This window comes from Rhizobium sp. 9140 (assembly GCF_900067135.1).
Taxonomy (GTDB): Bacteria; Pseudomonadota; Alphaproteobacteria; order Rhizobiales; family Rhizobiaceae; genus Ferranicluibacter.
This window is the reverse complement of the sequence record NZ_FJUR01000001.1, coordinates 522,553-542,364: the sequence shown is the minus strand read 5'-3', so window position 1 is coordinate 542,364 and position 19,812 is coordinate 522,553. Positions and strand designations below refer to the sequence as shown.

The window sequence follows — 19,812 nt, the reverse complement described above, 5'->3', positions numbered from 1 at the left end:
GGACGAGCATGAGCAGGGTTGCCTTGGTAACGGGTGGAACGCGCGGCATCGGCGCCGCTATTTCGATTGCGCTCAAGGGTGCCGGTTATCGCGTGGCCGCGAATTACGCCGGAAACGATGAAAAGGCGCAGGCCTTCTCAGACGTCACGGGCATTCCGGTCTTCAAGTGGGATGTCTCGGACTATGCGAGCTGTGCGGCGGGTGCGGCGACGATCGAGGAAGCGCTCGGTCCGGTCGAGGTTCTGGTCAACAATGCCGGCATCACCCGCGATGCGATGTTCCACAAGATGACGCCGTCGCAGTGGAACGACGTCGTCAATGTCAACCTGAACGGCCTGTTCAACATGACGCATCCCGTCTGGTCGGGCATGCGCGATCGCAATTTCGGCCGTGTCGTCAATATTTCCTCGATCAACGGGCAGAAGGGCCAGATGGGCCAGGCCAACTACTCCGCCTCCAAGGCCGGCGACATCGGCTTCACGAAGGCACTTGCGCAGGAAGGTGCCGCAAAGGGCATCACCGTCAACGCCATCTGCCCCGGCTATATTGGCACGGAGATGGTGCGAGCGATCCCGGAAAAGGTGCTGGCCGAGCGGATCATTCCGCAGATTCCGGTCGGCCGGCTTGGCGAGCCGGAGGAAGTTGCACGTTGCGTGGTGTTCCTGGCGTCCGACGATGCCGGCTTCATCACCGGATCGACGCTGTCGGCGAATGGCGGGCAATTCTTTTCTTAAAGAATTGCAGGTCTTTGCCTCAGAATCGCGTCCGCCGAGCGGCGACGGTCGGTCTTTTTGCCTGGTTGGCCTTGTGTTTCCCGCGCCGCGTGGTCATGTGTGTCGCGCCGCCGACGCTTCGACGTTTGCCGCCCATACAATGCGCAAGGTCTGAAACGTGCCTGACCAACCGATGATTTTGAGTGGCCGCGGCGTGATCGCGGTCCTCGGCCCGACCAACACCGGCAAGACGCATTATGCGATCGAACGCATGGTCGCGCACGAATCCGGCGTCATCGGTCTTCCCCTGCGTCTTCTCGCCCGCGAAGTCTACACACGCGTCGTCGAACGGGTAGGCGCACACAATGTCGCGCTCGTCACCGGCGAAGAAAAGATTACGCCGCACCTTGCCCGCTATTCCGTCTGCACCGTCGAGGCCATGCCGCGCGAGACGAAAGCGGCCTTTGTCGCCATCGACGAGGTGCAGCTGGCGGGCGATCTCGAGCGGGGTCATATCTTCACCGACCGGCTGATGCATCTGCGCGGGCGGTCCGAAACTCTGCTTCTCGGCGCATCCACCATGCGGCCGATCCTCGAACATCTCCTGCCGGGCATCACCATCGTCGAGCGTCCGCGCCTGTCGCAGCTGCTCTATGCCGGCTCCAAGAAGATCACCCGCCTGCCGCAACGCTCCGCCATCGTCGCCTTTTCGGCCGACGAGGTCTATGCGATCGCCGAGCTGATCCGCCGCCAGCGCGGCGGCGCGGCCGTGGTGCTCGGGGCTCTCAGCCCGCGCACGCGCAATGCGCAGGTCGCGCTCTATCAGGAAGGCGAAGTCGAATATCTCGTGGCGACCGATGCGATCGGCATGGGCCTCAATCTCGACGTGGACCATGTCGCCTTCGCGCAGGACCGCAAATATGACGGCTACCAGTTCCGCAACCTCAATCCGGGCGAGCTGGCCCAGATCGCGGGCCGGGCCGGGCGGCATCTGCGGGACGGAACGTTCGGCGTCACCTCGCGGGTCGAGCCCTTCGACGACGAACTCGTGCACCGCATCGAGCAGCACCAGTTCGATCCGGTGCGTGTGCTGCAATGGCGCTCCAAGGCGCTCGATTTCACCTCGCTGACCACGCTGAAGAAGACGCTGGAGGCGCCGCCCGCCGTGCACGGGCTGACGCGGGCGCTTCCGGCGGTCGATCAGCAGGCACTCGAATTCCTGACGACGCTTCCCGAGGTCAAGGCCCTTGCGACGAATGCGCGGACGGTGGAAAAGCTCTGGGAAGCCTGCGCCCTTCCCGATTACCGTCGGATCGCGCCCGCGCAGCATGCCGATCTGATTGCGAATATTTACTCCGACCTCGTGCGGCGTGGCACCGTCAACGAGGATTTCATGTCCGAGCAGGTGCGACGGGCAGACCATACGGATGGGGAAATCGACACGCTGTCGGCGCGAATCGCGCAGATCAGAACGTGGACCTATGTGTCGAACCGGCCCGGTTGGCTTGCCGATCCGACACACTGGCAGGAAAAGACGCGGGAAATCGAAGATCGATTGTCCGACGCGTTACATGAACGGTTGACGAAACGGTTCGTTGACCGCAGGACATCTGTGCTCATGAAGCGGCTGAGAGAGAATGCGATGCTGGAAGCGGAAATCAGTGTGAATGGCGATGTCTTCGTGGAAGGACATCATGTGGGACAACTCACCGGTTTCCGGTTCGTGCTGGCCACCACGACGGACGGGCTGGATGCCCGCGCCGTGCAGGGGGCGGCCCAGAAGGCGCTGGCACTGGAGTTCGAGGCCCGCGCTGCGCGTCTGCACGCCGCCGGCAATGCCGATCTGGCGCTGTCGTCCGACGGCCTCGTCCGCTGGCTGGGCGACCCCGTCGCGCGGCTTGCGTCAAGCGACCACATCATGCGGCCCCGCGTCATCCTGCTCGCCGACGATCAGCTGCAGGGCGCGGCGCGCGATCATGTGTCCGCCCGCATCGAGCGCTACGTCAATCACCATATCGCGACCGTCCTGAAGCCGCTTGACGACCTGTCGCGTGCCGAAGATCTGCAGGGTCTCGCCAAGGGTCTCGCCTTCCAGCTGGTCGAAAGTCTTGGCGTCCTCTTCCGGCGCGATGTCGCCGAAGACGTGAAATCGCTCGACCAGGAGGCACGCGCCTCCATCCGCCGCCACGGCATCCGGTTCGGCGCCTATCACATCTTTATGCCGGCGCTCCTGAAGCCGGCTCCGGCCGAACTCATTACGCTGCTCTGGGCGCTCAAGAACGATGGTCTCGACAAGCCCGGTTACGGCGACCTCATTCCGGTTCTCGCCGCCGGCCGCACGTCGATCGTCACCGATCCGTCCTACGAGCGCATGTTCTACAAGCTCGCCGGTTTCCGTTTCCTCGGCAAGCGTGCCGTGCGTATCGACATTCTCGAGCGCCTCGCCGATCTCATTCGCCCGCTGCTGCAGTGGAAGCCGGGCACGACCGTGCGGCCGGAAGGGGCCTATGACGGTCGCCGGTTCACGACCACGACGGCCATGCTGTCGATCCTCGGTGCAACACCCGACGATATGGAGGAGATCCTGAAGGGTCTCGGCTATCGCGCCGACAGCGTGAAGCCGGAAGAGGCCGCTGCCTTCCTCGGTGCGCAGGCACCGGCGACGAGCACAGCAACGCCGAAGGCTGACACGGCGGCACCCGACGCCGAGACAGCAGACATCGAGACGCATGATGCCACGGCATCGGACGACGCCGCTACGACGGACGTTGCTTCCGGTGAGGGTACGCCAGCCGAGACCGAGACCGCGACCGAAGAGACATCCGTCGAAACAAGGCCCGCCGCGGAGACGGAAGCTGTTTTGGATACGCCGGTAACGGACGAGACGCCTGCTGCCGAGGAAACGACCGTTTCCGAGCAGGCGACCGAGCCCGCGCCGGTTGCAGCAGAAGCCGCAGCGTCGGACCTGGTGGCAAGCGAGGCTTCCGAACCCGAGGTCAAGCCCGTGCTTCTCTGGCGTCCGGGTGGGCGCAGCGACAACCAGCGCCCGGGCGAGCGTCGTCCCGGACAGCGCGATGCCCGCAATGGCGACCGCCGCGGCGGCAACCGTCCAGGCCAGGACAAGGCCGCTTCTGCACCGGGCGATGGCTCGGCACCCGCCGAAGGTCGCCCGCAGGGCCGGCGCGACGAGCGGGATGGCGAGCGCAAGGCTGGCGCGGGCCGTCACGACGGCGGACGTCCTGACCGCAATCGCGGCCGCGACGGCAAGTCGGCAGACGGCGCACGTGGCGACAACAAGGGCGACCGTGGCGAGCGTCGTGACCGCAACGACCGTCCGGGCGGCAAGCCCTCCGGCAGCGGCCATGGCAAATCGCAGGCTCCGGCCACCTTCGAGGCCCGCCCGCCGCGCAAGGACAAGCCGATCGATCCGGATTCACCCTTTGCCAAGCTCGCCGCTCTCAAGGAGCAGATGAAGAAGTAGGGAGCCGCGACGTCATGGCCGAACAGGAGATCATGCCCATCGAGGCCGCCTCCCGTCAGCGCCTCGACAAGTGGCTTTTCTTCACACGCCTCACAAAGTCGCGCTCGATCGCCCAGAAGGCGATCGAAAGCGGCAAGGTTCTCGTCAACGATCGTCGCGTCACGCAGCCCTCGCATGCCGTGAAGGCCGGCGATGTGGTCATGCTGTCTCTCGACCGGCGGGATGTGTCGGTGCGCATGCGCGGTGCCGGCAGCCGGCGCGGCCCTTTCGAGGAGGCGCGGCTGCTCTATGACGACCTCACCCCCGTGCCCGTTCCCGGCGAGCGGCTGACGCCTTTCGAACAGGCGACACGTGAGCCGGGAAGTGGCCGCCCGACGAAGCGCGAGCGACGTGAGACCGACCGGTTGCAGGAAGGATGGGGCGGCGGTGACGAGGAGTAAAATCCTCCCTTTTCGCGCCTTCGATTGGAATGCAAGAGCCTTGCAAAGGTTGGGCAAAGCCGTTACCTCACGCAACAATACCTAGGACTGCCACGGGCGACGTGCGCCGAGGCCCGACGATCGGGCCAACGCTATGAGGGGCTCGCGCAGGCCCTAGAGCATTTCCAGACGAAGCGGAATCGCTTCGGCGTCGGAGAATGCGGTAAAAGCAAAGATGTGGAGCGATTCTTGTGAACCCTTGTTCATAGAAATCACTCTAGCTGCAGGCCGGCGCAACGAGGCACCGGGCCATGCAGTTCTTCTGAAGATCGGGCCATCGGGCCGAAGCTGTTTGATCCTCGCTCACCCCAAGGCTTCCCAAGCGCCCGGGTTCGAGACGAGACCGACTGGAGTGAGAGCATGACCTACGTCGTCACCGACAATTGCATTCGCTGCAAGTACACCGACTGCGTCGAGGTGTGCCCGGTCGACTGCTTTTACGAAGGCGAGAATTTTCTGGTTATCCATCCGGACGAATGCATTGATTGCGGCGTTTGCGAGCCGGAATGTCCGGCTGGCGCGATCAAGCCCGATACGGAGCCGGGCCTCGACATGTGGCTCAAGGTGAATGCGGAGTTCGCGACGCAGTGGCCGAACATCACGATCAAGCGCGACGAGATGCCGGAAGCCAAGGAAATGGACGGGATCGAAGGGAAGTACGAGAAGTTCTTCTCGCCCAACCCTGGTCAGGGCGACTGAAGAAAGTCGCGATTGTTCAGATCGTGCTTTGCGCGTCACGCCTTAGCTTTTCCGTATGTCGTTTTCGCAAAACCACTGCACATTCTCTCGCGACATGTTCTAAGGTCGAGAGGTCGCGCTCCTTGAAGCGCATGATTCGATCACGGTCTCCCAAATTGGAAACCGGCACGCCGTTTTTAACAACACGCGGCGAAGCTTGCCTGTGGCTTAAGCAAAACATTGATTTCGGCAGATTTTTGTGGTAGGGTCTGAATACTGATCCACATCGTGGCACTTTTGTGTGCCCGAAACCATCACGAAAGCAAATTCTCCTTCGTCACGGTTCATGTCTTCATGCAACGTCCGTTGCTTGCGTGTGATCTGTTTGCCGAAGCGTTTGAATTCGTTTGGTGCGTTTCAGTAAGGAGTGACCCGCAGGATGCCCGTCCATCCCGGGCCTGACTGACCCGACCCCGGCCCATGCCGGGAGCGTAACAGGGAGTTTTTGAAACGAATGACGACCCAGCAGAAAAAATCCTCCACGCGCCATGGCTTCAAAATCGGTGAATCGATCGTTTATCCGGCTCATGGTGTTGGACAAATCGTCGCTATCGAAGAGCAGGTTGTCGCCGGCATGTCGCTCGAACTGTTCGTGATCGATTTCGACAAGGACAAGATGCGTCTGAAGGTGCCGGTTGCCAAGGCCGTCAGCATCGGCATGCGCAAGCTGTCGGAAACGGATTTTGTCGAGCGTGCGTTGAAGGTCGTCCAGGGCAAGGCTCGCGTCAAGCGGACCATGTGGTCGCGCCGCGCGCAGGAATATGATGCCAAGATCAATTCCGGCGACCTGATCGCCATCGCGGAAGTCGTTCGCGACCTGTACCGTGCCGAGAATCAGCCGGAACAGTCCTATTCCGAACGGCAGCTCTACGAAGCCGCTCTGGACCGCATGGCCCGCGAAATCGCCGCCGTCAACAAGATGTCCGGAACTGAAGCCGTGCGTCTCGTCGAAGCAAACCTTGCCAAGGGTCCCAAGCGCGGCAAGACGGTCGACGAAGACGAAACTCAGGAAGAAGAAGCCGCGTAAGCGTCTCACTGTCTTCTGTTCAAAAACCCTGCCTTGCGAGAGGCGGGGTTTTTTTATGGCTTGAGGTTGAGCGTATCGCGGGCGACGTGTGGGGCTGCCTCTCATCCGGCGGCACCTTCTCCTCGCACGCAGGGAGACGGGGCTTGGTGCGCCCCTGCGGCTTCTCCGGAAGGGTGTAGGAGGTCACGTGCTCTCGGCCCTTGTAACGGCTCCAGCAGGCGCGCTGGCATAGGGAAAGGTCTTGAGCATGGCGCATAAAAAACCCCGCCTTTTGCAAGGCGGGGCTCTGTCGTCAGATCGGGTCTGAAGCCTTAAGCGGCGGCGCCCTTGCCGCCCTTGCCAAAGCGCTTGCGGTCGTTGGCGTCGAGGTAGGTCTTGCGAAGACGGATGTTCTTCGGTGTGACTTCCATCAGTTCGTCGTCCTGGATCCACGACAGCGCGCGGTCGAGCGTCATGCGGATCGGCGGGGTCAGGCGGACGGCTTCGTCCTTGCCGGCCGACCGGATGTTGGTGAGCTGCTTGCCCTTCAACACGTTGACCTCGAGGTCGTTGTCGCGAGAGTGAATGCCGATGATCATGCCGGCATAGACCTTTTCGCCGGGCTCGATGATCATCGGGCCGCGGTCTTCCAGGTTGAACATCGCGTAGGCAACGGCTTCGCCGGACTGGTTGGACAGAAGAACGCCGTTGGTGCGGCCGCCGATTTCGCCCTTGAAGGGCTGATAGTCGTGGAACAGACGGTTCATGATCGCGGTGCCACGGGTGTCCGTCAGCAGTTCCGACTGGTAGCCGATGAGCCCGCGCGTCGGGGCGAAGAACTTGAGACGAACGCGGCTGCCGCCGGACGGACGAAGCTCGGCCAGTTCGGCCTTGCGCTCCGACATCTTCTGGACGACGACACCGGAATGCTCCTCGTCAACGTCGATCACGACCTCTTCGATCGGCTCCAGGACGTTGCCGTCCTCATCCTTGTGCATGACGACGCGCGGACGCGACACGGCAAGCTCGAAGCCTTCGCGACGCATGGTTTCGATCAGAACGGCCAGCTGCAATTCGCCGCGGCCCGAGACGAAGAACGAATCCTTGCCTTCGGATTCCTCGATCTTCAGGGCAACGTTGCCTTCGGCTTCCTTGAACAGGCGGTCGCGGATAACGCGCGAGGTGACCTTGTCACCTTCGGTGCCGGCCAGCGGGCTGTCGTTGACGAGGAAGGACATGGTGACGGTCGGCGGATCGATCGGCTGTGCTTCCAGCGCTTCGCTCACGGATGGGTCGCAGAACGTGTCGGCAACCGTGCCCTTGGACAGGCCGGCGATGGCGACGATATCGCCTGCATGGGCTTCATCGATGGCGGTGCGCTCGATACCGCGGAACGCGAGGATCTTGGAAATGCGGCCGGTTTCGACCACCTTGCCGTCCTGGCTCATGACCTTGACCGACTGGTTCGGCTTGATCGAACCGGAATGGATGCGGCCGGTGATGACGCGTCCGAGGAAGGGGTTGGCTTCCAGCAGCGTGCCGATCATGCGGAACGCGCCGTCTTCGTCGCCGACGCTCGGCTCCGGCACGTGCTCGAGAACGAGGTCCAGCAGCGGCGCGAGGCCCTGGTCCTTCGGGCCTTCCGGGTTGACGTTCATCCAGCCATCGCGGCCCGAACCGTAGAGGATCGGGAAGTCGAGCTGCTCGTCGGTCGCATCGAGGTTTGCGAAGAGGTCGAAGACCTCGTTGATGACTTCCTCGTGGCGACCGTCCGGACGGTCGATCTTGTTGATCGCGACGATCGGACGAAGGCCGACCTTCAGCGCCTTGGAGACCACGAACTTGGTCTGCGGCATCGGGCCTTCCGAGCTGTCGACCAGAACGATCGCGCCATCCACCATCGACAGGATACGCTCGACTTCGCCGCCGAAGTCGGCGTGGCCGGGGGTGTCAACGATGTTGATGCGAACGCCCTTCCACTCGATGGAGGTCGCCTTGGCGAGAATGGTGATGCCACGTTCTTTTTCGAGATCGTTGCTGTCCATCATGCGCTCGACGGTGCGCTGGTTGTCACGGAACGAGCCGGACTGCTTCAGAATTTCGTCAACAAGGGTCGTTTTTCCATGGTCGACGTGTGCGATGATCGCGATATTCCGCATTTTCATGGTTTTGGGTATCCGAGGGCTCGGGGCGTGTCTTGGGAACGCCGCAACTGCATTGCCCGGGCTCTTACATGTTTTTTTGCAAATGCGAAAGAGGGTGCCCGGCGCTCGGTTGGATGAGCGCCGGTTCAGACCTTTTCAGGCGTCGCTGCCAGTGAGCGGCTCGGTCACGCCGAGGCCCTTTTTCCGCAGCATGGCTTCCGGGCTCGGCAGCTTGCCGCGGAAGGCGGTGTAGGCGTCCTCCGGATCGATCGATCCGCCGACGGAATAGATATTGTCCCGCAGGCGTTTTGCCATGGCCGGATCGAACGGATTTCCGGTTTCCTCGAAAGCCGAAAACGCGTCTGCATCCAGCACCTCCGACCACATGTAGGAATAGTAGCCGGCCGAATAGCCGTCGCCCGCGAAGATGTGCTGGAAGTGCGGCGAACGGTGCCGCATGGTGATCGATTGCGGCATACCCAGGCGTTCCAGCACGGCGGCCTCGAACGCCGCGGGATCCTCGACGCTGTCGGCTGTGTGGTAGGCCATGTCGACCAGAGCCGAGGAGGTGAACTCCACCGTGTTGAAGCCCGCGTTAAAGGTGCGGGCGGCCATGACCTTGTCGAACAGCGTTTGCGGCATCGGCTCGCCCGTCGCCTCGTGTATGGCGTAGCGCTTGAGGATCTCGGGAACGGTTAGCCAGTGCTCGTAGAGTTGCGAGGGGAGTTCGACGAAGTCGCGTGAGACACCTGTACCCGCGACGGACGGATAGGTGACGTTCGAAAGCATGCCGTGCAGGCCGTGTCCGAACTCGTGGAAGAGCGTGCGGGCATCGTCCAGCGACAGCAGCGCCGGCTTGCCGTCGGCGGGCTTGGCGAAGTTGCAGACATTATAGACGATCGGCAGCTCACCCTTTGCGCCATTCGGCAGGGGCAGGCGGTGCTGCGACTGGAAGGCGCTCATCCAGGCGCCCGAGCGCTTGGATGAGCGGGCAAAGTAATCGCCGAGGAACAGTGCGACGAGCGTGCCGTCGGCATTGCGGATGTCGAAGACGCGGACATCCGGATGATAGCCCCGAACGCCGGTCTTCTCCGTGGCGGTGATGCCGAAGAGGCGGTGTGCGACATCGAAGCAGGCCTCGATGATGCGGTCGAGTTGCAGATAGGGCTTCAGTTCGCTCTCGGAGAAATCGAAGCGCTCGGCACGCTGCTTCTCGGCATAATGGCGCCAGTCCCAAGGCATAACCGGGTGGTTGCAGCCTTCGCGGGCGATGAGTGCCGCAAGATCGGCCTCTTCCCGACGGGCTTGGGCGACCGCTTTTTCCCAGACGGCGGTCAGGAGGCCGTTCACCGCGACGGGGGTTTTCGCCATGGTGTTGTCGAGTTTCAGGGCGGCGTAATTGTCGTATCCAAGCAGGCGGGCCTTCTCGGCACGCAGAGCGAGGGTTTCGCGGATGACGGTGCTATTGTCCGTCTCGCCGCCGTTTTCGCCACGGGACGACCAGGCGCGGAATGCTTTTTCTCGCAGGTCGCGGTTTTCGGAGAAGGTCAGGAAGGGCTCGACGATCGAGCGGGAGAGGGTGACCGCATAGCCGCCCTCGGCATTGCGTTCGCGCGCTGCGGCGGCCATCGCATCGCGCAGAAAGCCGGGAAGGCCGGCGAGATCCGCCTCCTCCTTCAGGAGCAGCGACCAGCTCTTTTCGTCGGCCAGCAGGTTCTGGCCGAAGGCGGCGCCGAGGCCGGCGAGATGCTCGTTGATGGCGGCAAGGCGCTCCTGCTCGGGCTTGGCGAGCCGGGCGCCCGATTTGACGAAGCCCTTCCAGTGCCGTTCGAGAACGCGGGACTGTTCCAGCGACAGGCCAAGCGTGTCGCGTTCGTTCCAGAGTGTGTCGATCCGGGCGAAGAGGGCGGCATCCATGCCGACTTTCGAGTAATGCCGCGACATCTTCGGCGCGACCTCGCGCTCCAGTGCCTGGATCGTCTCGTTGGTGTGAGCGCCAGCGCGGTTCCAGAAGAGCGCCGAGACGCGGGACAGGCTGTCGCCGGCGATTTCGAGCGCCACGATGGTATTCTCGAAGGTCGGAGCATCCGGATGATGGGCGATACCCGCGATTTCCGCGTCATGCTCGGCAAGGGCAGCGTCGAAGGCGGGTGCGAAATCGGTGTCTGCGACCGCCTCGAAATGCGGAAGCCCGTCGGGGCCTGTCCAGTCTGTCAAGGCGGGGTTGAGATCGGGCTTTGCCATCTTCGAAATCCTTCGGGAATGTCCCTGCTATGATGAAATGCCTGGCGCCAGGCAATTGAGAACTTGGTTAGAAAGGTAGCACTGCGAGGTGGCGCTTGGCAAAGTCAGCGTCAAGGTATGACGGTTGCCTGACCTCTCTGTGAATGATAAGAAATACTTATTGCATTTTTGCTGAAACAGGAATGCTTTTAATGCGTTATGAAGCGGCGATCCTGGCCGGTCACCACCGACACGGCGGCGCATAAGGGAGATGTCATGACCGTCCGACTGGAAACCGATACCGTTGGCATGCTGCTGACAGACGTTTCCCGCCTGCTGCGCAGCGCGTTCGACAGGCGGATCAACGCGGCAAACCTGGGGGTGACGCCCGGAGAGGCGAGAGCTCTCATACAGGTTGCCGTCAATCAGCGCATCAAGCAGGCTGATATCGCCATTCGTATGGGCATCGAGCCGATGACGCTTTCGACCTATCTCGACCGGCTGGAGGCACTCGGTTTCGTCGAGCGCATTCCCGATCCGTCCGACCGGCGTGCGAAAAACGTGGTGGCCACGCCGGCTGCCGATGGCGTTCTGCTGGATATCCGGACCCAAGTTCGCGCGCTGATGGACGAGGTGACGGCGGGGCATGGGACGGCGGAGCTCGAGATCCTCAGGCAGAGCCTGAAGATGATGCGCGACAATCTGCATGATCTCGACCGCAACCCAGCACAGGCGGTCGCGCAGGAGTTGGCACAGGACAGAGAGCCCGCGGAGGCAGGCCTATCGTCATCGGCAGATCGAACGCGTTCATGAGAAGTGGCGCGCGGGGGCGCATGAGCGAGCGTCGCACCAGCATTCTGGGCGCGTTGCTTGCGACGCTCGGTCCTATTTCCATGTCGATCTACACGCCGGCCATGCCGCAGTTGGTCAGCGCCTTCTCTTCGACCGAATCGCTCATCAAGCTGACGCTGACCGTCTATTTCGCAGGCTTCTCCGTTGCGCAACTCGTGTCAGGCCCGTTTTCCGACGCCTTCGGGCGGCGGAACGCGACGCTGCTCTTCGTCGGCATCAACGCGCTGGGCGGCCTGATCTGCGTGCTCGCACCCAATGTGACATGGCTGCTTGCCGGGCGGCTGGTCCAGGGCATCGGCGCCTCCGTTGGCATCACGGTGGCCCGCGCCGTCGTGCGCGACCAGTTCACGGGTGCCGAGGCGTCGCGGATCATGAACCTCATCGGCATCATGCTGGCGATCGGTCCGGCCATGGCGCCGGCGATCGGCGGGCTGCTTTTGGCCGGCTTCGGATGGCATGCGATCTTCGTCATGCTGATCGGGTTTTCGCTGACGATCATTCTGTCCGTGCTCGTCTTCATGCGGGAAACGGGGCGGCCCGATCCATCGCTCGCTTTGCCTCGGCAGGTGGCTACGTCCTATATCGAGGTGCTTGGCGATGTCAGGTTTCTCGCGGCCACGGGCGTGCTCGGCGGGGCGATCGGCTCGCTCTACGCGCAGGCGACCATGCTGCCGTTCATCCTGATCGACCGGGTCGGCCTGTCGCCGACGGCGTTCGGGCTCGGCATGCTCATGCAATCCGGCTTCTATTTCCTCGGGTCGGTGTGCCTCCGGCTGACGGCGGTCCGGCTCGGGGGCGAGCGGTCGGTCCGGGTGGGGCTGGCGATGCTCGCCTCGGGCGGTGCGCTGATCGCGCTTTCCACGCATCTCCTGGCCCCGACCTATCTCTCGGTCATGGCGCCGGTCGCCTTTTCGAGCTTCGGCATTGCCTATCTCACGCCGCATATGACGACAGCGGCGCTTCAGTCTTTCCCGCATATCGCCGGCTCTGCGTCGGCCATGCTCGGGTTCATACAGATGGCGAGTGGGTTTCTCGGAGGCTTGGCGGCGGCGTTCGTCGGCGTGCCTTTGATGGCGTTCGGCACGATCGTTCCACTGATGTGCCTCGGTGCCGTGGTGTCCTATCTGGTCTTCGTGCGCCTGACGCAGAGCGCCGTGGAGACGCCTGAGGAATAGATCTGCGGCCGGTTGCCCGGCCGCAGATCATCTGTTTACTTGGTGCGGTTGCGGGCCGCGAGCGTGCGCAGGCGCAGCGCGTTCAGCTTGATGAAGCCGGCCGCGTCCTTCTGGTCGTAGGCGCCCTGATCATCCTCGAAGGTGACGAGCTTGTCCGAGTAGAGCGACTTGGCGCTCTCACGGCCGATGACCATGACATTGCCCTTGTAGAGCTTCAGCGTCACTTCGCCTTCCACATGCTCCTGGCTCCGGTCGATCAGGGCCTGCAGCATGTCGCGCTCGGGCGAGAACCAGAAGCCGTAATAGATCAGTTCCGCGTAGCGCGGCATGATCTCGTCCTTGAGGTGGGCGGCACCCCGGTCGAGCGTGATGCTTTCGATGGCGCGGTGGGCGGTCAGCAGGATGGTGCCGCCGGGCGTCTCGTAGATGCCGCGCGACTTCATGCCGACGAAGCGGTTCTCCACCAGATCGAGACGGCCGATGCCGTTGTCGCGGCCGAGGGCGTTCAACGCGGTGAGGATCGAGGCGGGGCTCAATTCCTTGCCGTCGATCGAAACGGCGTCGCCCTTGCGGAAGCCGATCTTGACGGTGGTCGCGACATCGGGCGCTTCCTCCGGCGAAATGGTGCGCATGTAGACGTAGTTCGGGGCCTCGACAGCCGGATCTTCCAGAACCTTGCCTTCGGACGAGGAGTGCAGAAGGTTGGCGTCGACGGAGAAGGGGGCCTCGCCCTTCTTGTCCTTGGCGACGGGGATCTGGTGCTTCTCGGCGAATTCGAGAAGATCGGTGCGGCTCTTGAACGACCAGTCGCGCCAGGGTGCGATGATCTTGATGTCGGGGTTGAGCGCATAGGCCGAAAGCTCGAAACGGACCTGATCGTTGCCCTTGCCGGTCGCACCGTGAGCAATCGCGTCGGCGCCGGTTTCCCGGGCGATGTCGATCAGGTGCTTGGAGATCAGCGGGCGGGCGATCGAGGTGCCGAGCAGGTAGACGCCTTCATAGACGGCATTGGCGCGGAACATCGGGAAGACGAAATCGCGGACGAACTCCTCGCGGACATCCGTGATGAAGATGTCCTTGATACCCATCATCTCGGCCTTCTTGCGCGCCGGCTCCAGTTCCTCGCCCTGGCCGAGATCGGCGGTGAAGGTCACGACCTCCGCGCCGAGTTCCGTCTGCAACCACTTGAGGATGATGGAGGTATCGAGCCCGCCCGAATAAGCGAGCACGACCTTCTTGACGTCTTTGGGAAGTGCCATGGTGATCCGTTCCGTCTGAGGTAAAAGCCAGTAAAAGGGGTAAACGGCGGCAGAATGCGCCGTATCTCGTCGAAATGGCGGAACTCTTACTGCATATTCCGGAAATCCGAAATCCCGTGGCCGGAGAAAATCGCGGCCGGCAGGGCGCGTCTCAGGTGAGGTCGAGGCCCATCTGCCAGAAGTCGGCCTCCAGACGGGTCGCGTTGGCGAAAATCCTGGAAAGGCGCGAGATGGCGGGTTCGTCGAGGCCTGCCAGGCGGCGGTCCAGCCACTCGATCTCGCTTCGCACGAGCGCCTGATAGTCGGCGCTCGCATACATCTCGATCCAGGCCGCGTAGGGGTTGCCGTCCATCTTGAGGAAGGGCTGGGCCTGAAGCCAGAGGGCGATCTCGCCATAGCCGATGATGCAGGGCGCAAGGGCCACATGCAGATCGGTGAGATCGCCGTGCAGGCCCGTTTCGAGGACGTAATCGGTATAGGCAAGGGTTGCGGACGATGGCGGCACGTCGGCAAGAGCTTTTTCCGGAATGCCCCATTCGGCGCAATAGCCCACATGAAGACCGATCTCCACCTCGACGATGGCCTTCAGGCTTTCCAGCCCTTGGCGGATTTCGTCGAGATCCCGGCTCTTGTAGACGGCAAGACCCCAGGCGCGCGCGAACTCAACGAGGAAGAGGTAATCCTGCTTGAGATAATGACGGAAAGCCTCTTCGGACAGCGTTCCCGCGCCCAGCCGGCAAACGAATTCATGGTTGCGATAGGCCTGCCATTCCCGGCTGTTTCGGCTTTTCAGTGTTTCGAAAGATGATGTCATGCCGGAGCCCTTCAGCGAGGATGGGAGGTTCTTGCCTTGTCCGGAAATAGCTGCAAAAGCTGACAAAGGACAGAACCCTTCTGCGAGACGATGTCATGGACTTCATTCCCGGCCTGCCGACCGTGCTGGCTTTTGCCGCTGCGAGCCTTCTGCTTGCGATTACGCCGGGTCCCGACATGACGCTCTGGATCAGCCGGGCGCTGTCTCAAGGGCGGGCGGCGGCGTTCCAGGTCAGTCTTGGGACCAATCTGGGTTGCCTGGTTCACACATTCCTCGTCGCCTTCGGCGTCTCGGCGCTTGTCACGGCATCGCCGACAGCCTTCTTCGTGCTGAAGACCGGGGGTGCGGCCTACCTGCTCTATATCGCCGTTCAGGCGATCCGTTACGGATCGAGTCTTTCGGTCAAGCGCATGGCAACTCCCAAGGCTTCGCCGGTCGCAAACATCCTGTCGGGACTGTCGGTCAATCTGCTCAATCCCAAGGTCATTATCTTCTTCATGACCTTCCTGCCGCAATTCGTCACGGCCAGCGATCCGAATCTCAGAACGAAGCTGATCGTGCTCGGGCTGATCCTGATTGCGGTGTCGCTGCCGATCAACATCGCGGTCGTGCTGACGGCGGACCGGCTTTCTGGATGGCTTCAGGCACGGCCGGGCGTCATGCGCAGCATTGATTATGTGTTTGCAGGTGTGTTTTCGCTGTTCGCGGTGAAGATCGTGCTGACGCAGGCACGATAGGTGTCACGTGCCGGGGTGATTATCCGGCCGGCGATCCTTGCGTGTCACGAAAAGCATCAATGCTCCGATCAGCAAGCCGCCGATCGGCATGATCAGCATGGTCAGGAACTGTTCTGTGCTCATGGCTTCAGTCCTTTCAGCACGGATCGTGCAATGAAATGTAGGCCTGCCGAACTGGAAATGCAAACAAGACAGACGACGGCGACTGTCACGCCGGGCGTGTTCCCGGTATTCAGCCAGCCGATTGCAGGCGCAAATCCTCCAACGGCGAAGATGGCGATGGCAACGCCATTCAGATAGGTCGCCGTCAGCTTCGTTCGCTCGTTGTGGATCAGGCTCATCTCAATCGTCGGCGCCGTGATTGGCGATCATCATCGCTTCGAAGGCCATGCGATCGACTTTGCGCATGCGCTCAGATTCCGACTTCAGCTGCCCGCAGGCGGCAAGGATATCGCGGCCGCGCGGGGTACGGATGGGGGAGGCGTAGCCGGCGGCATTGATGAAATCGGCAAACTTCTCGATCTGCTCCCATTGGGAACACTGGTAGTTCGTGCCCGGCCAGGGGTTGAACGGGATGAGGTTGATCTTGGCGGGCACGCCCTTCAGCAGCTTCACCAGCTCTTTGGCATCCTCAAGGCTGTCGTTGACGCCTTCCAGCATGACATATTCGAACGTGATGCGGCGGGCATTGGAGACGCCGGGATAGGCGCGGCACGCGTCCATCAGGTCCTTCAGCGGATACTTCTTGTTGATCGGTACCAGCATGTCGCGCAGGTCGTCCCGCACGGCATGGAGCGAGATCGCCAGCATGACGCCGATTTCCTCACCGGTGCGGTAGATTTCCGGAACGATGCCGGAGGTCGACAGCGTCACGCGGCGCTTCGAGAGGGACAGGCCATCGCCATCGGTTGCGATCAGCAGCGCCGTCTTGACGCTCTCGAAATTGTAAAGAGGCTCGCCCATGCCCATCATCACGACATTGGAGACCTTGCGGCCTTCGGCGGGTGCGATCGTGCCGGCGGGCGTGTCGCGATCCGGGAAGTCGCCGAGGCGGTCACGCGCGAGCAGCAGCTGGGCGAGGATTTCTTCCGCCGTCAGGTTGCGCACGAGCTTCTGCGTGCCGGTGTGGCAGAAGGAACAGGTGAGCGTGCAGCCGACTTGGCTGGAGATGCAGAGCGTTCCCCGGCCTTCTTCGGGAATGTAGACCGTTTCGATCTCGACCGGGCGACCTGCACCGCGCGCCGGAAAGCGCAGCAGCCACTTCCGCGTCCCGTCGGTTGAGATCTGCTCTTCAACGATTTCCGGCCGGGCAATGGTGAAATGCCGCTTCAGGGTCTCCCGCATATCCTTGGAGACGTTCGTCATATGGTCGAAATCCGACACGCCGCGAACGTAGAGCCAGTTCCAGAGTTGGCTGACGCGCATCTTCACCTGCCGCTCTGCCACGCCGACGTCGGCCAGCGCCTGGCCCATCTCCTCACGCGTGAGGCCGATGAGGGAGGGCATTTCCGGCAGCGCTGCCGGCCGAGCGGCGGGGCGTGGGGGGCGGTCGAGGGAAAGGATATCGGTCATCACTCAATGTTCCTGTCGCAGCTTTGCCCGCAACGCCGAACGGTTCCCGGTCGGTTAAACGACAAGGGACGGAAGGGCGAAACGGGAGCAGGCACTATAAGGCGCATGGGGAGCGTCTCACCCGTGCGACATGTCGTTGACGCGGCGTCTAGCACGAAATTGACCGGGCGTCACCTCCTGCAGTGCGACGCCTTACGGCCGAGACGACGAAGGCCGGCGAGGCCGGCCTTCGATCCATCCACTCTGCAAAAGTGCTTACTTGCAGCTTTCGATCTGCTTCAACGCGGCTGAGATGCCGGACAGCGAGTAGGAGTAATTCGTCTGCGTGCCCTTGCGCGATTTCGCGACGACGGACATGGCCTTGCCGACCTTCATGGCGGCGACGAGCGCCGGCTCTTCGGCGGCATTCTCGACCCAGGCGGAATTGCCCTTGGTGAACAGCGTGAAGTTCTTGGCGTCGATGGTCACGGTGACCTTGGAGTTTTCCTGAAGGGCGTAGCCCATCATGGCCTGCGGCTCATAGGAGATGTTCTGTCCCGGACGCTGGGAGACCAGGAAGAAGATATCGCCGTGATCGACATTGGCGGGGCTCTTTTCCTTCGGCACCGACAGGACGTAGCAGACCTTCGACTTGCCCGACTGGTAGGAATATGCCCCCCAGGCGTTGAACTGCTGGATGCGCGTCGGAGACTGTGCCGAAGCGATGCCTGCGCCAGCGAGAAGGAGTGCGAGTGCGGTTGAGAGCTGTCTTACAAACATCTTGTCCTGCCGGTTGTCTTGCTGCCAGCGCCCGTCCGATGCCGGGCGATGCATGGTCGCGATTACGATTATTGTGACTTCATTCAGGTTACCAAACCGTCAACACCACAAGAATAAGGCGGGAACGTGCGGAGACGATACGCTCTCGACGTGTCGTGCATCGTTCTCGACGACGGGCATCGCTGCCCGATCTCCGTAGCCCTCGTCCTGGATGTCGCTCTCAGACAGCCTGTTCGTCCTATCGGGGCTCTAAAGGTTCGAAGCAACGTCGACATCCGCAGTTTGCGGCTGTTCCTGTGTTTCGATTGGGTCAGGTCGGATCGGAAACGGTCCGATTTCGCAATAATGTCACCCCGATAGGCCGCTAATGTCACAAAGAATCGGGCAACAGTTTGACGTTTCTCGAATGAGCTTTACCTGTTGTTTCACATACACCAAATCTTGGGCTCGGAGGCCCTGAAGGCAGGCATGACAGGGGACGCGAGACAGCATTTCGCAGGGCTGGCGGATGCCATCGCAAAAGAGCGGGACCAGGCCGCCTTCGCCGAACTGTTTCATTTTTTTGCCCCCCGGCTGAAATCCTTCTTGTTGCGACAGAACACGCCATCCAACGAGGCGGAGGAGATCGTGCAGGAGGTGATGATCATCCTCTGGCACAAGGCCGATCTCTACGATGCCGAGAAATCCTCGCTGTCCACCTGGCTCTTCAGAATCGCGCGAAACCGGCGTATCGACGCCGCCCGGCGGCAGTTGACACGCAAGCTGGACGAGAAGGATCCGCTCCTGTTGCCTGCCGCACCGCCTGCGCCGGACGAGTTGGTTCAGAGTAGCGATCGAGAGGATGTAGTGCGCACGGCACTCGCCAGGCTTCCGAGCGAACAGGTCAAGCTGATCCAGATGGCGTTCTTCTTCGGGCAGTCGCACTCCGAAATCGCCGCATCGACCGGTTTGCCGCTCGGCACGGTGAAGTCGCGGATCCGGCTTGCCTTCGGAAAGCTGCGCACGCTTCTTCACGATGACGGCATCGACGGGACGGAGTAGGCATTCCGGCCTCATTGCGTCAGGCGGCAAGGCCTTCCTCGCCGAGCGCCGTGTCCGCCTTGTCGTAATGATTTTCCTTGATCTGGCCGCTGATGGCCGCAAAGGCAGCGGTGAGGACCGCGATGTCGTCGGAAAAGCCGACCATGGCGAGCACGTCGGGCAGGACGTCGAACGGCATGACGAAATAGGCAAGCGCGCCTAGCAGGATGCCACGGGTGCGCAATGGCGTCGCGGGGTCCATCGCGCAGTAATAGGCGGCGACGAGATCACGACTGAAGGGGACCTGGCGCACCGCCCGCTTGAGGGTCGGCCAGAACCGGCGGCGAACCTTCTGCGCCTTGGATTCCTGTTCGCTGCTGTCGCCCGGCAGGAGGATTTCCCCGATCTTGACCTCGTCCATCGTCGTTTCCGATTTCATGCGCCTGACCTCGCCTGTTTCATCCCTGATAGTGCGTGATATGGGAAAACATTCGGGCAATTCAAACGATCGGCATGGTCAAACTAAGGTCAGCAACGTGCGGGCGATGCCGCGGCCTCCATGCGTGCGGCAAGCGCGAAGTCGAGCGCGGTTACGCCTTTGGCGGTGTGCGTCGTCAGCTTCACATCGACGCGATTGTAGACGTTGAACCATTCCGGGTGATGATCGAGCTTCTCCGCGGCAAGCGCACTCTGGCTCATGAAGCCGAAGGCCTCCACGAAGGATGCGAAGCGGTAGGTCTTCTCGATGGCCGATCCGTCTTCCGACAGGGACCAGCCGGAGAGGTCCGCAAGACCTGTTGCGATGTCGTCGGCGTTCAGTCTGTCGCGTTTGGTCATGCC

18 protein-coding genes are annotated in these 19,812 nt (G+C 62.1%); 9 read left to right on the top strand and 9 right to left on the bottom strand.

Annotation, left to right across the window (positions count from 1 at the left end; all coding sequences use genetic code 11):
- Positions 1-8: 8 nt before the first annotated feature.
- The 5 genes from GA0004734_RS02510 (at position 9) to GA0004734_RS02490 (ending at position 6,438) form a co-directional block, all read left to right on the top strand.
- Positions 9-734, top strand: a complete 726-nt coding sequence (locus GA0004734_RS02510) for a beta-ketoacyl-ACP reductase (protein WP_092930911.1) — start codon at positions 9-11, stop codon at positions 732-734.
- Positions 735-906: 172 nt separating this feature from the next.
- Positions 907-4,194, top strand: coding sequence for a helicase-related protein (locus GA0004734_RS02505; RefSeq protein ID WP_092930909.1), 3,288 nt, complete (start codon positions 907-909; stop codon positions 4,192-4,194).
- A gap of 14 nt (positions 4,195-4,208) precedes the next feature.
- A complete protein-coding gene (locus GA0004734_RS02500) occupies positions 4,209-4,634 on the top strand; it encodes an RNA-binding S4 domain-containing protein (RefSeq protein WP_092930907.1) in 426 nt (141 codons plus the stop codon).
- 399 nt (positions 4,635-5,033) lie between these two features.
- Positions 5,034-5,372 (top strand): ferredoxin FdxA, encoded by a 339-nt coding sequence (gene fdxA, locus GA0004734_RS02495; protein WP_092930905.1) that lies wholly within the window; start codon positions 5,034-5,036, stop codon positions 5,370-5,372.
- 493 nt (positions 5,373-5,865) lie between these two features.
- Positions 5,866-6,438, top strand: coding sequence for a CarD family transcriptional regulator (locus GA0004734_RS02490; RefSeq protein WP_092930903.1), 573 nt, complete (start codon positions 5,866-5,868; stop codon positions 6,436-6,438).
- 311 nt (positions 6,439-6,749) lie between these two features.
- Here GA0004734_RS02490 and typA read toward each other — a convergent pair whose 3' ends face one another.
- Together typA and GA0004734_RS02480 are read right to left on the bottom strand one after the other, a co-directional pair.
- A complete protein-coding gene (gene typA / locus GA0004734_RS02485; RefSeq protein ID WP_092930901.1) occupies positions 6,750-8,582 on the bottom strand; it encodes a translational GTPase TypA in 1,833 nt (610 codons plus the stop codon).
- A 135-nt stretch (positions 8,583-8,717) separates the two neighbouring features.
- Positions 8,718-10,805: a M3 family metallopeptidase gene (locus GA0004734_RS02480; RefSeq protein WP_092930899.1), complete on the bottom strand. Its 2,088-nt coding sequence runs from the start codon at positions 10,803-10,805 to the stop codon at positions 8,718-8,720.
- A 255-nt stretch (positions 10,806-11,060) separates the two neighbouring features.
- On the opposite strand from GA0004734_RS02480, the gene GA0004734_RS02475 reads away from it, so the two are divergent.
- On the top strand, positions 11,061-11,597 hold the full coding sequence (locus GA0004734_RS02475; protein ID WP_092935803.1) for a MarR family winged helix-turn-helix transcriptional regulator: 537 nt from the start codon (positions 11,061-11,063) through the stop codon (positions 11,595-11,597).
- Between the two features lie 20 nt (positions 11,598-11,617).
- On the top strand, positions 11,618-12,811 hold the full coding sequence (locus tag GA0004734_RS02470) for a multidrug effflux MFS transporter (RefSeq protein WP_092930897.1): 1,194 nt from the start codon (positions 11,618-11,620) through the stop codon (positions 12,809-12,811).
- Between the two features lie 35 nt (positions 12,812-12,846).
- On the opposite strand, the gene GA0004734_RS02465 is transcribed toward GA0004734_RS02470, so the two are convergent.
- Together GA0004734_RS02465 and tenA are read right to left on the bottom strand one after the other, a co-directional pair.
- Positions 12,847-14,070 carry an argininosuccinate synthase gene (locus tag GA0004734_RS02465; RefSeq protein WP_092930895.1) on the bottom strand — a complete coding sequence of 408 codons (1,224 nt, stop codon included), beginning with the start codon at positions 14,068-14,070 and terminating at the stop codon, positions 12,847-12,849.
- Between the two features lie 151 nt (positions 14,071-14,221).
- Positions 14,222-14,884 carry a thiaminase II gene (gene tenA, locus GA0004734_RS02460; protein WP_092930893.1) on the bottom strand — a complete coding sequence of 221 codons (663 nt, stop codon included), beginning with the start codon at positions 14,882-14,884 and terminating at the stop codon, positions 14,222-14,224.
- A 95-nt stretch (positions 14,885-14,979) separates the two neighbouring features.
- Here tenA and GA0004734_RS02455 point away from each other — a divergent pair, with 95 nt between their 5' ends.
- A complete protein-coding gene (locus GA0004734_RS02455) occupies positions 14,980-15,621 on the top strand; it encodes a LysE family translocator (RefSeq protein ID WP_092930891.1) in 642 nt (213 codons plus the stop codon).
- 119 nt (positions 15,622-15,740) lie between these two features.
- Here the strand turns inward: GA0004734_RS02455 and GA0004734_RS02450 are convergent, their stop codons facing one another.
- The 3 genes from GA0004734_RS02450 to GA0004734_RS02440 form a co-directional block, all read right to left on the bottom strand.
- Positions 15,741-15,962, bottom strand: coding sequence for an amino acid transporter (locus GA0004734_RS02450; RefSeq protein WP_245292321.1), 222 nt, complete (start codon positions 15,960-15,962; stop codon positions 15,741-15,743).
- Between the two features lies 1 nt (position 15,963).
- The gene (gene rlmN / locus GA0004734_RS02445; protein ID WP_092930887.1) at positions 15,964-17,193 is read right to left on the bottom strand and encodes a 23S rRNA (adenine(2503)-C(2))-methyltransferase RlmN; all 1,230 of its coding nucleotides are present in this window, start codon (positions 17,191-17,193) and stop codon (positions 15,964-15,966) included.
- 255 nt (positions 17,194-17,448) lie between these two features.
- Positions 17,449-17,952 carry an invasion associated locus B family protein gene (locus GA0004734_RS02440; protein ID WP_092935801.1) on the bottom strand — a complete coding sequence of 168 codons (504 nt, stop codon included), beginning with the start codon at positions 17,950-17,952 and terminating at the stop codon, positions 17,449-17,451.
- 468 nt (positions 17,953-18,420) lie between these two features.
- On the opposite strand from GA0004734_RS02440, the gene GA0004734_RS02435 reads away from it, so the two are divergent.
- Complete coding sequence (locus GA0004734_RS02435) at positions 18,421-18,993, top strand: sigma-70 family RNA polymerase sigma factor (RefSeq protein WP_092935799.1); 573 nt, start codon at positions 18,421-18,423, stop codon at positions 18,991-18,993.
- Between the two features lie 19 nt (positions 18,994-19,012).
- Here the strand turns inward: GA0004734_RS02435 and GA0004734_RS02430 are convergent, their stop codons facing one another.
- Together GA0004734_RS02430 and GA0004734_RS02425 are read right to left on the bottom strand one after the other, a co-directional pair.
- Complete coding sequence (locus tag GA0004734_RS02430) at positions 19,013-19,393, bottom strand: YkvA family protein (protein WP_092935797.1); 381 nt, start codon at positions 19,391-19,393, stop codon at positions 19,013-19,015.
- Positions 19,394-19,500: 107 nt separating this feature from the next.
- On the bottom strand, positions 19,501-19,809 hold the full coding sequence (locus tag GA0004734_RS02425; protein WP_092935795.1) for a 4a-hydroxytetrahydrobiopterin dehydratase: 309 nt from the start codon (positions 19,807-19,809) through the stop codon (positions 19,501-19,503).
- Between the last annotated feature and the right edge of the window lie 3 nt (positions 19,810-19,812).

Coding starts and splice junctions, on each gene's coding strand:
- GA0004734_RS02510 (WP_092930911.1), top strand. CDS start 9: ATGAGCAGGGTTGCCTTGGTAACGGGTGGAACGCGCGGCATCGGCGCC.
- GA0004734_RS02505 (WP_092930909.1), top strand. CDS start 907: ATGATTTTGAGTGGCCGCGGCGTGATCGCGGTCCTCGGCCCGACCAAC.
- GA0004734_RS02500 (WP_092930907.1), top strand. CDS start 4,209: ATGGCCGAACAGGAGATCATGCCCATCGAGGCCGCCTCCCGTCAGCGC.
- fdxA (WP_092930905.1), top strand. CDS start 5,034: ATGACCTACGTCGTCACCGACAATTGCATTCGCTGCAAGTACACCGAC.
- GA0004734_RS02490 (WP_092930903.1), top strand. CDS start 5,866: ATGACGACCCAGCAGAAAAAATCCTCCACGCGCCATGGCTTCAAAATC.
- typA (WP_092930901.1), bottom strand. CDS start 8,582: ATGAAAATGCGGAATATCGCGATCATCGCACACGTCGACCATGGAAAA.
- GA0004734_RS02480 (WP_092930899.1), bottom strand. CDS start 10,805: ATGGCAAAGCCCGATCTCAACCCCGCCTTGACAGACTGGACAGGCCCC.
- GA0004734_RS02475 (WP_092935803.1), top strand. CDS start 11,061: ATGACCGTCCGACTGGAAACCGATACCGTTGGCATGCTGCTGACAGAC.
- GA0004734_RS02470 (WP_092930897.1), top strand. CDS start 11,618: ATGAGCGAGCGTCGCACCAGCATTCTGGGCGCGTTGCTTGCGACGCTC.
- GA0004734_RS02465 (WP_092930895.1), bottom strand. CDS start 14,070: ATGGCACTTCCCAAAGACGTCAAGAAGGTCGTGCTCGCTTATTCGGGC.
- tenA (WP_092930893.1), bottom strand. CDS start 14,884: ATGACATCATCTTTCGAAACACTGAAAAGCCGAAACAGCCGGGAATGG.
- GA0004734_RS02455 (WP_092930891.1), top strand. CDS start 14,980: ATGGACTTCATTCCCGGCCTGCCGACCGTGCTGGCTTTTGCCGCTGCG.
- GA0004734_RS02450 (WP_245292321.1), bottom strand. CDS start 15,962: ATGAGCCTGATCCACAACGAGCGAACGAAGCTGACGGCGACCTATCTG.
- rlmN (WP_092930887.1), bottom strand. CDS start 17,193: ATGACCGATATCCTTTCCCTCGACCGCCCCCCACGCCCCGCCGCTCGG.
- GA0004734_RS02440 (WP_092935801.1), bottom strand. CDS start 17,952: ATGTTTGTAAGACAGCTCTCAACCGCACTCGCACTCCTTCTCGCTGGC.
- GA0004734_RS02435 (WP_092935799.1), top strand. CDS start 18,421: ATGACAGGGGACGCGAGACAGCATTTCGCAGGGCTGGCGGATGCCATC.
- GA0004734_RS02430 (WP_092935797.1), bottom strand. CDS start 19,393: ATGGACGAGGTCAAGATCGGGGAAATCCTCCTGCCGGGCGACAGCAGC.
- GA0004734_RS02425 (WP_092935795.1), bottom strand. CDS start 19,809: ATGACCAAACGCGACAGACTGAACGCCGACGACATCGCAACAGGTCTT.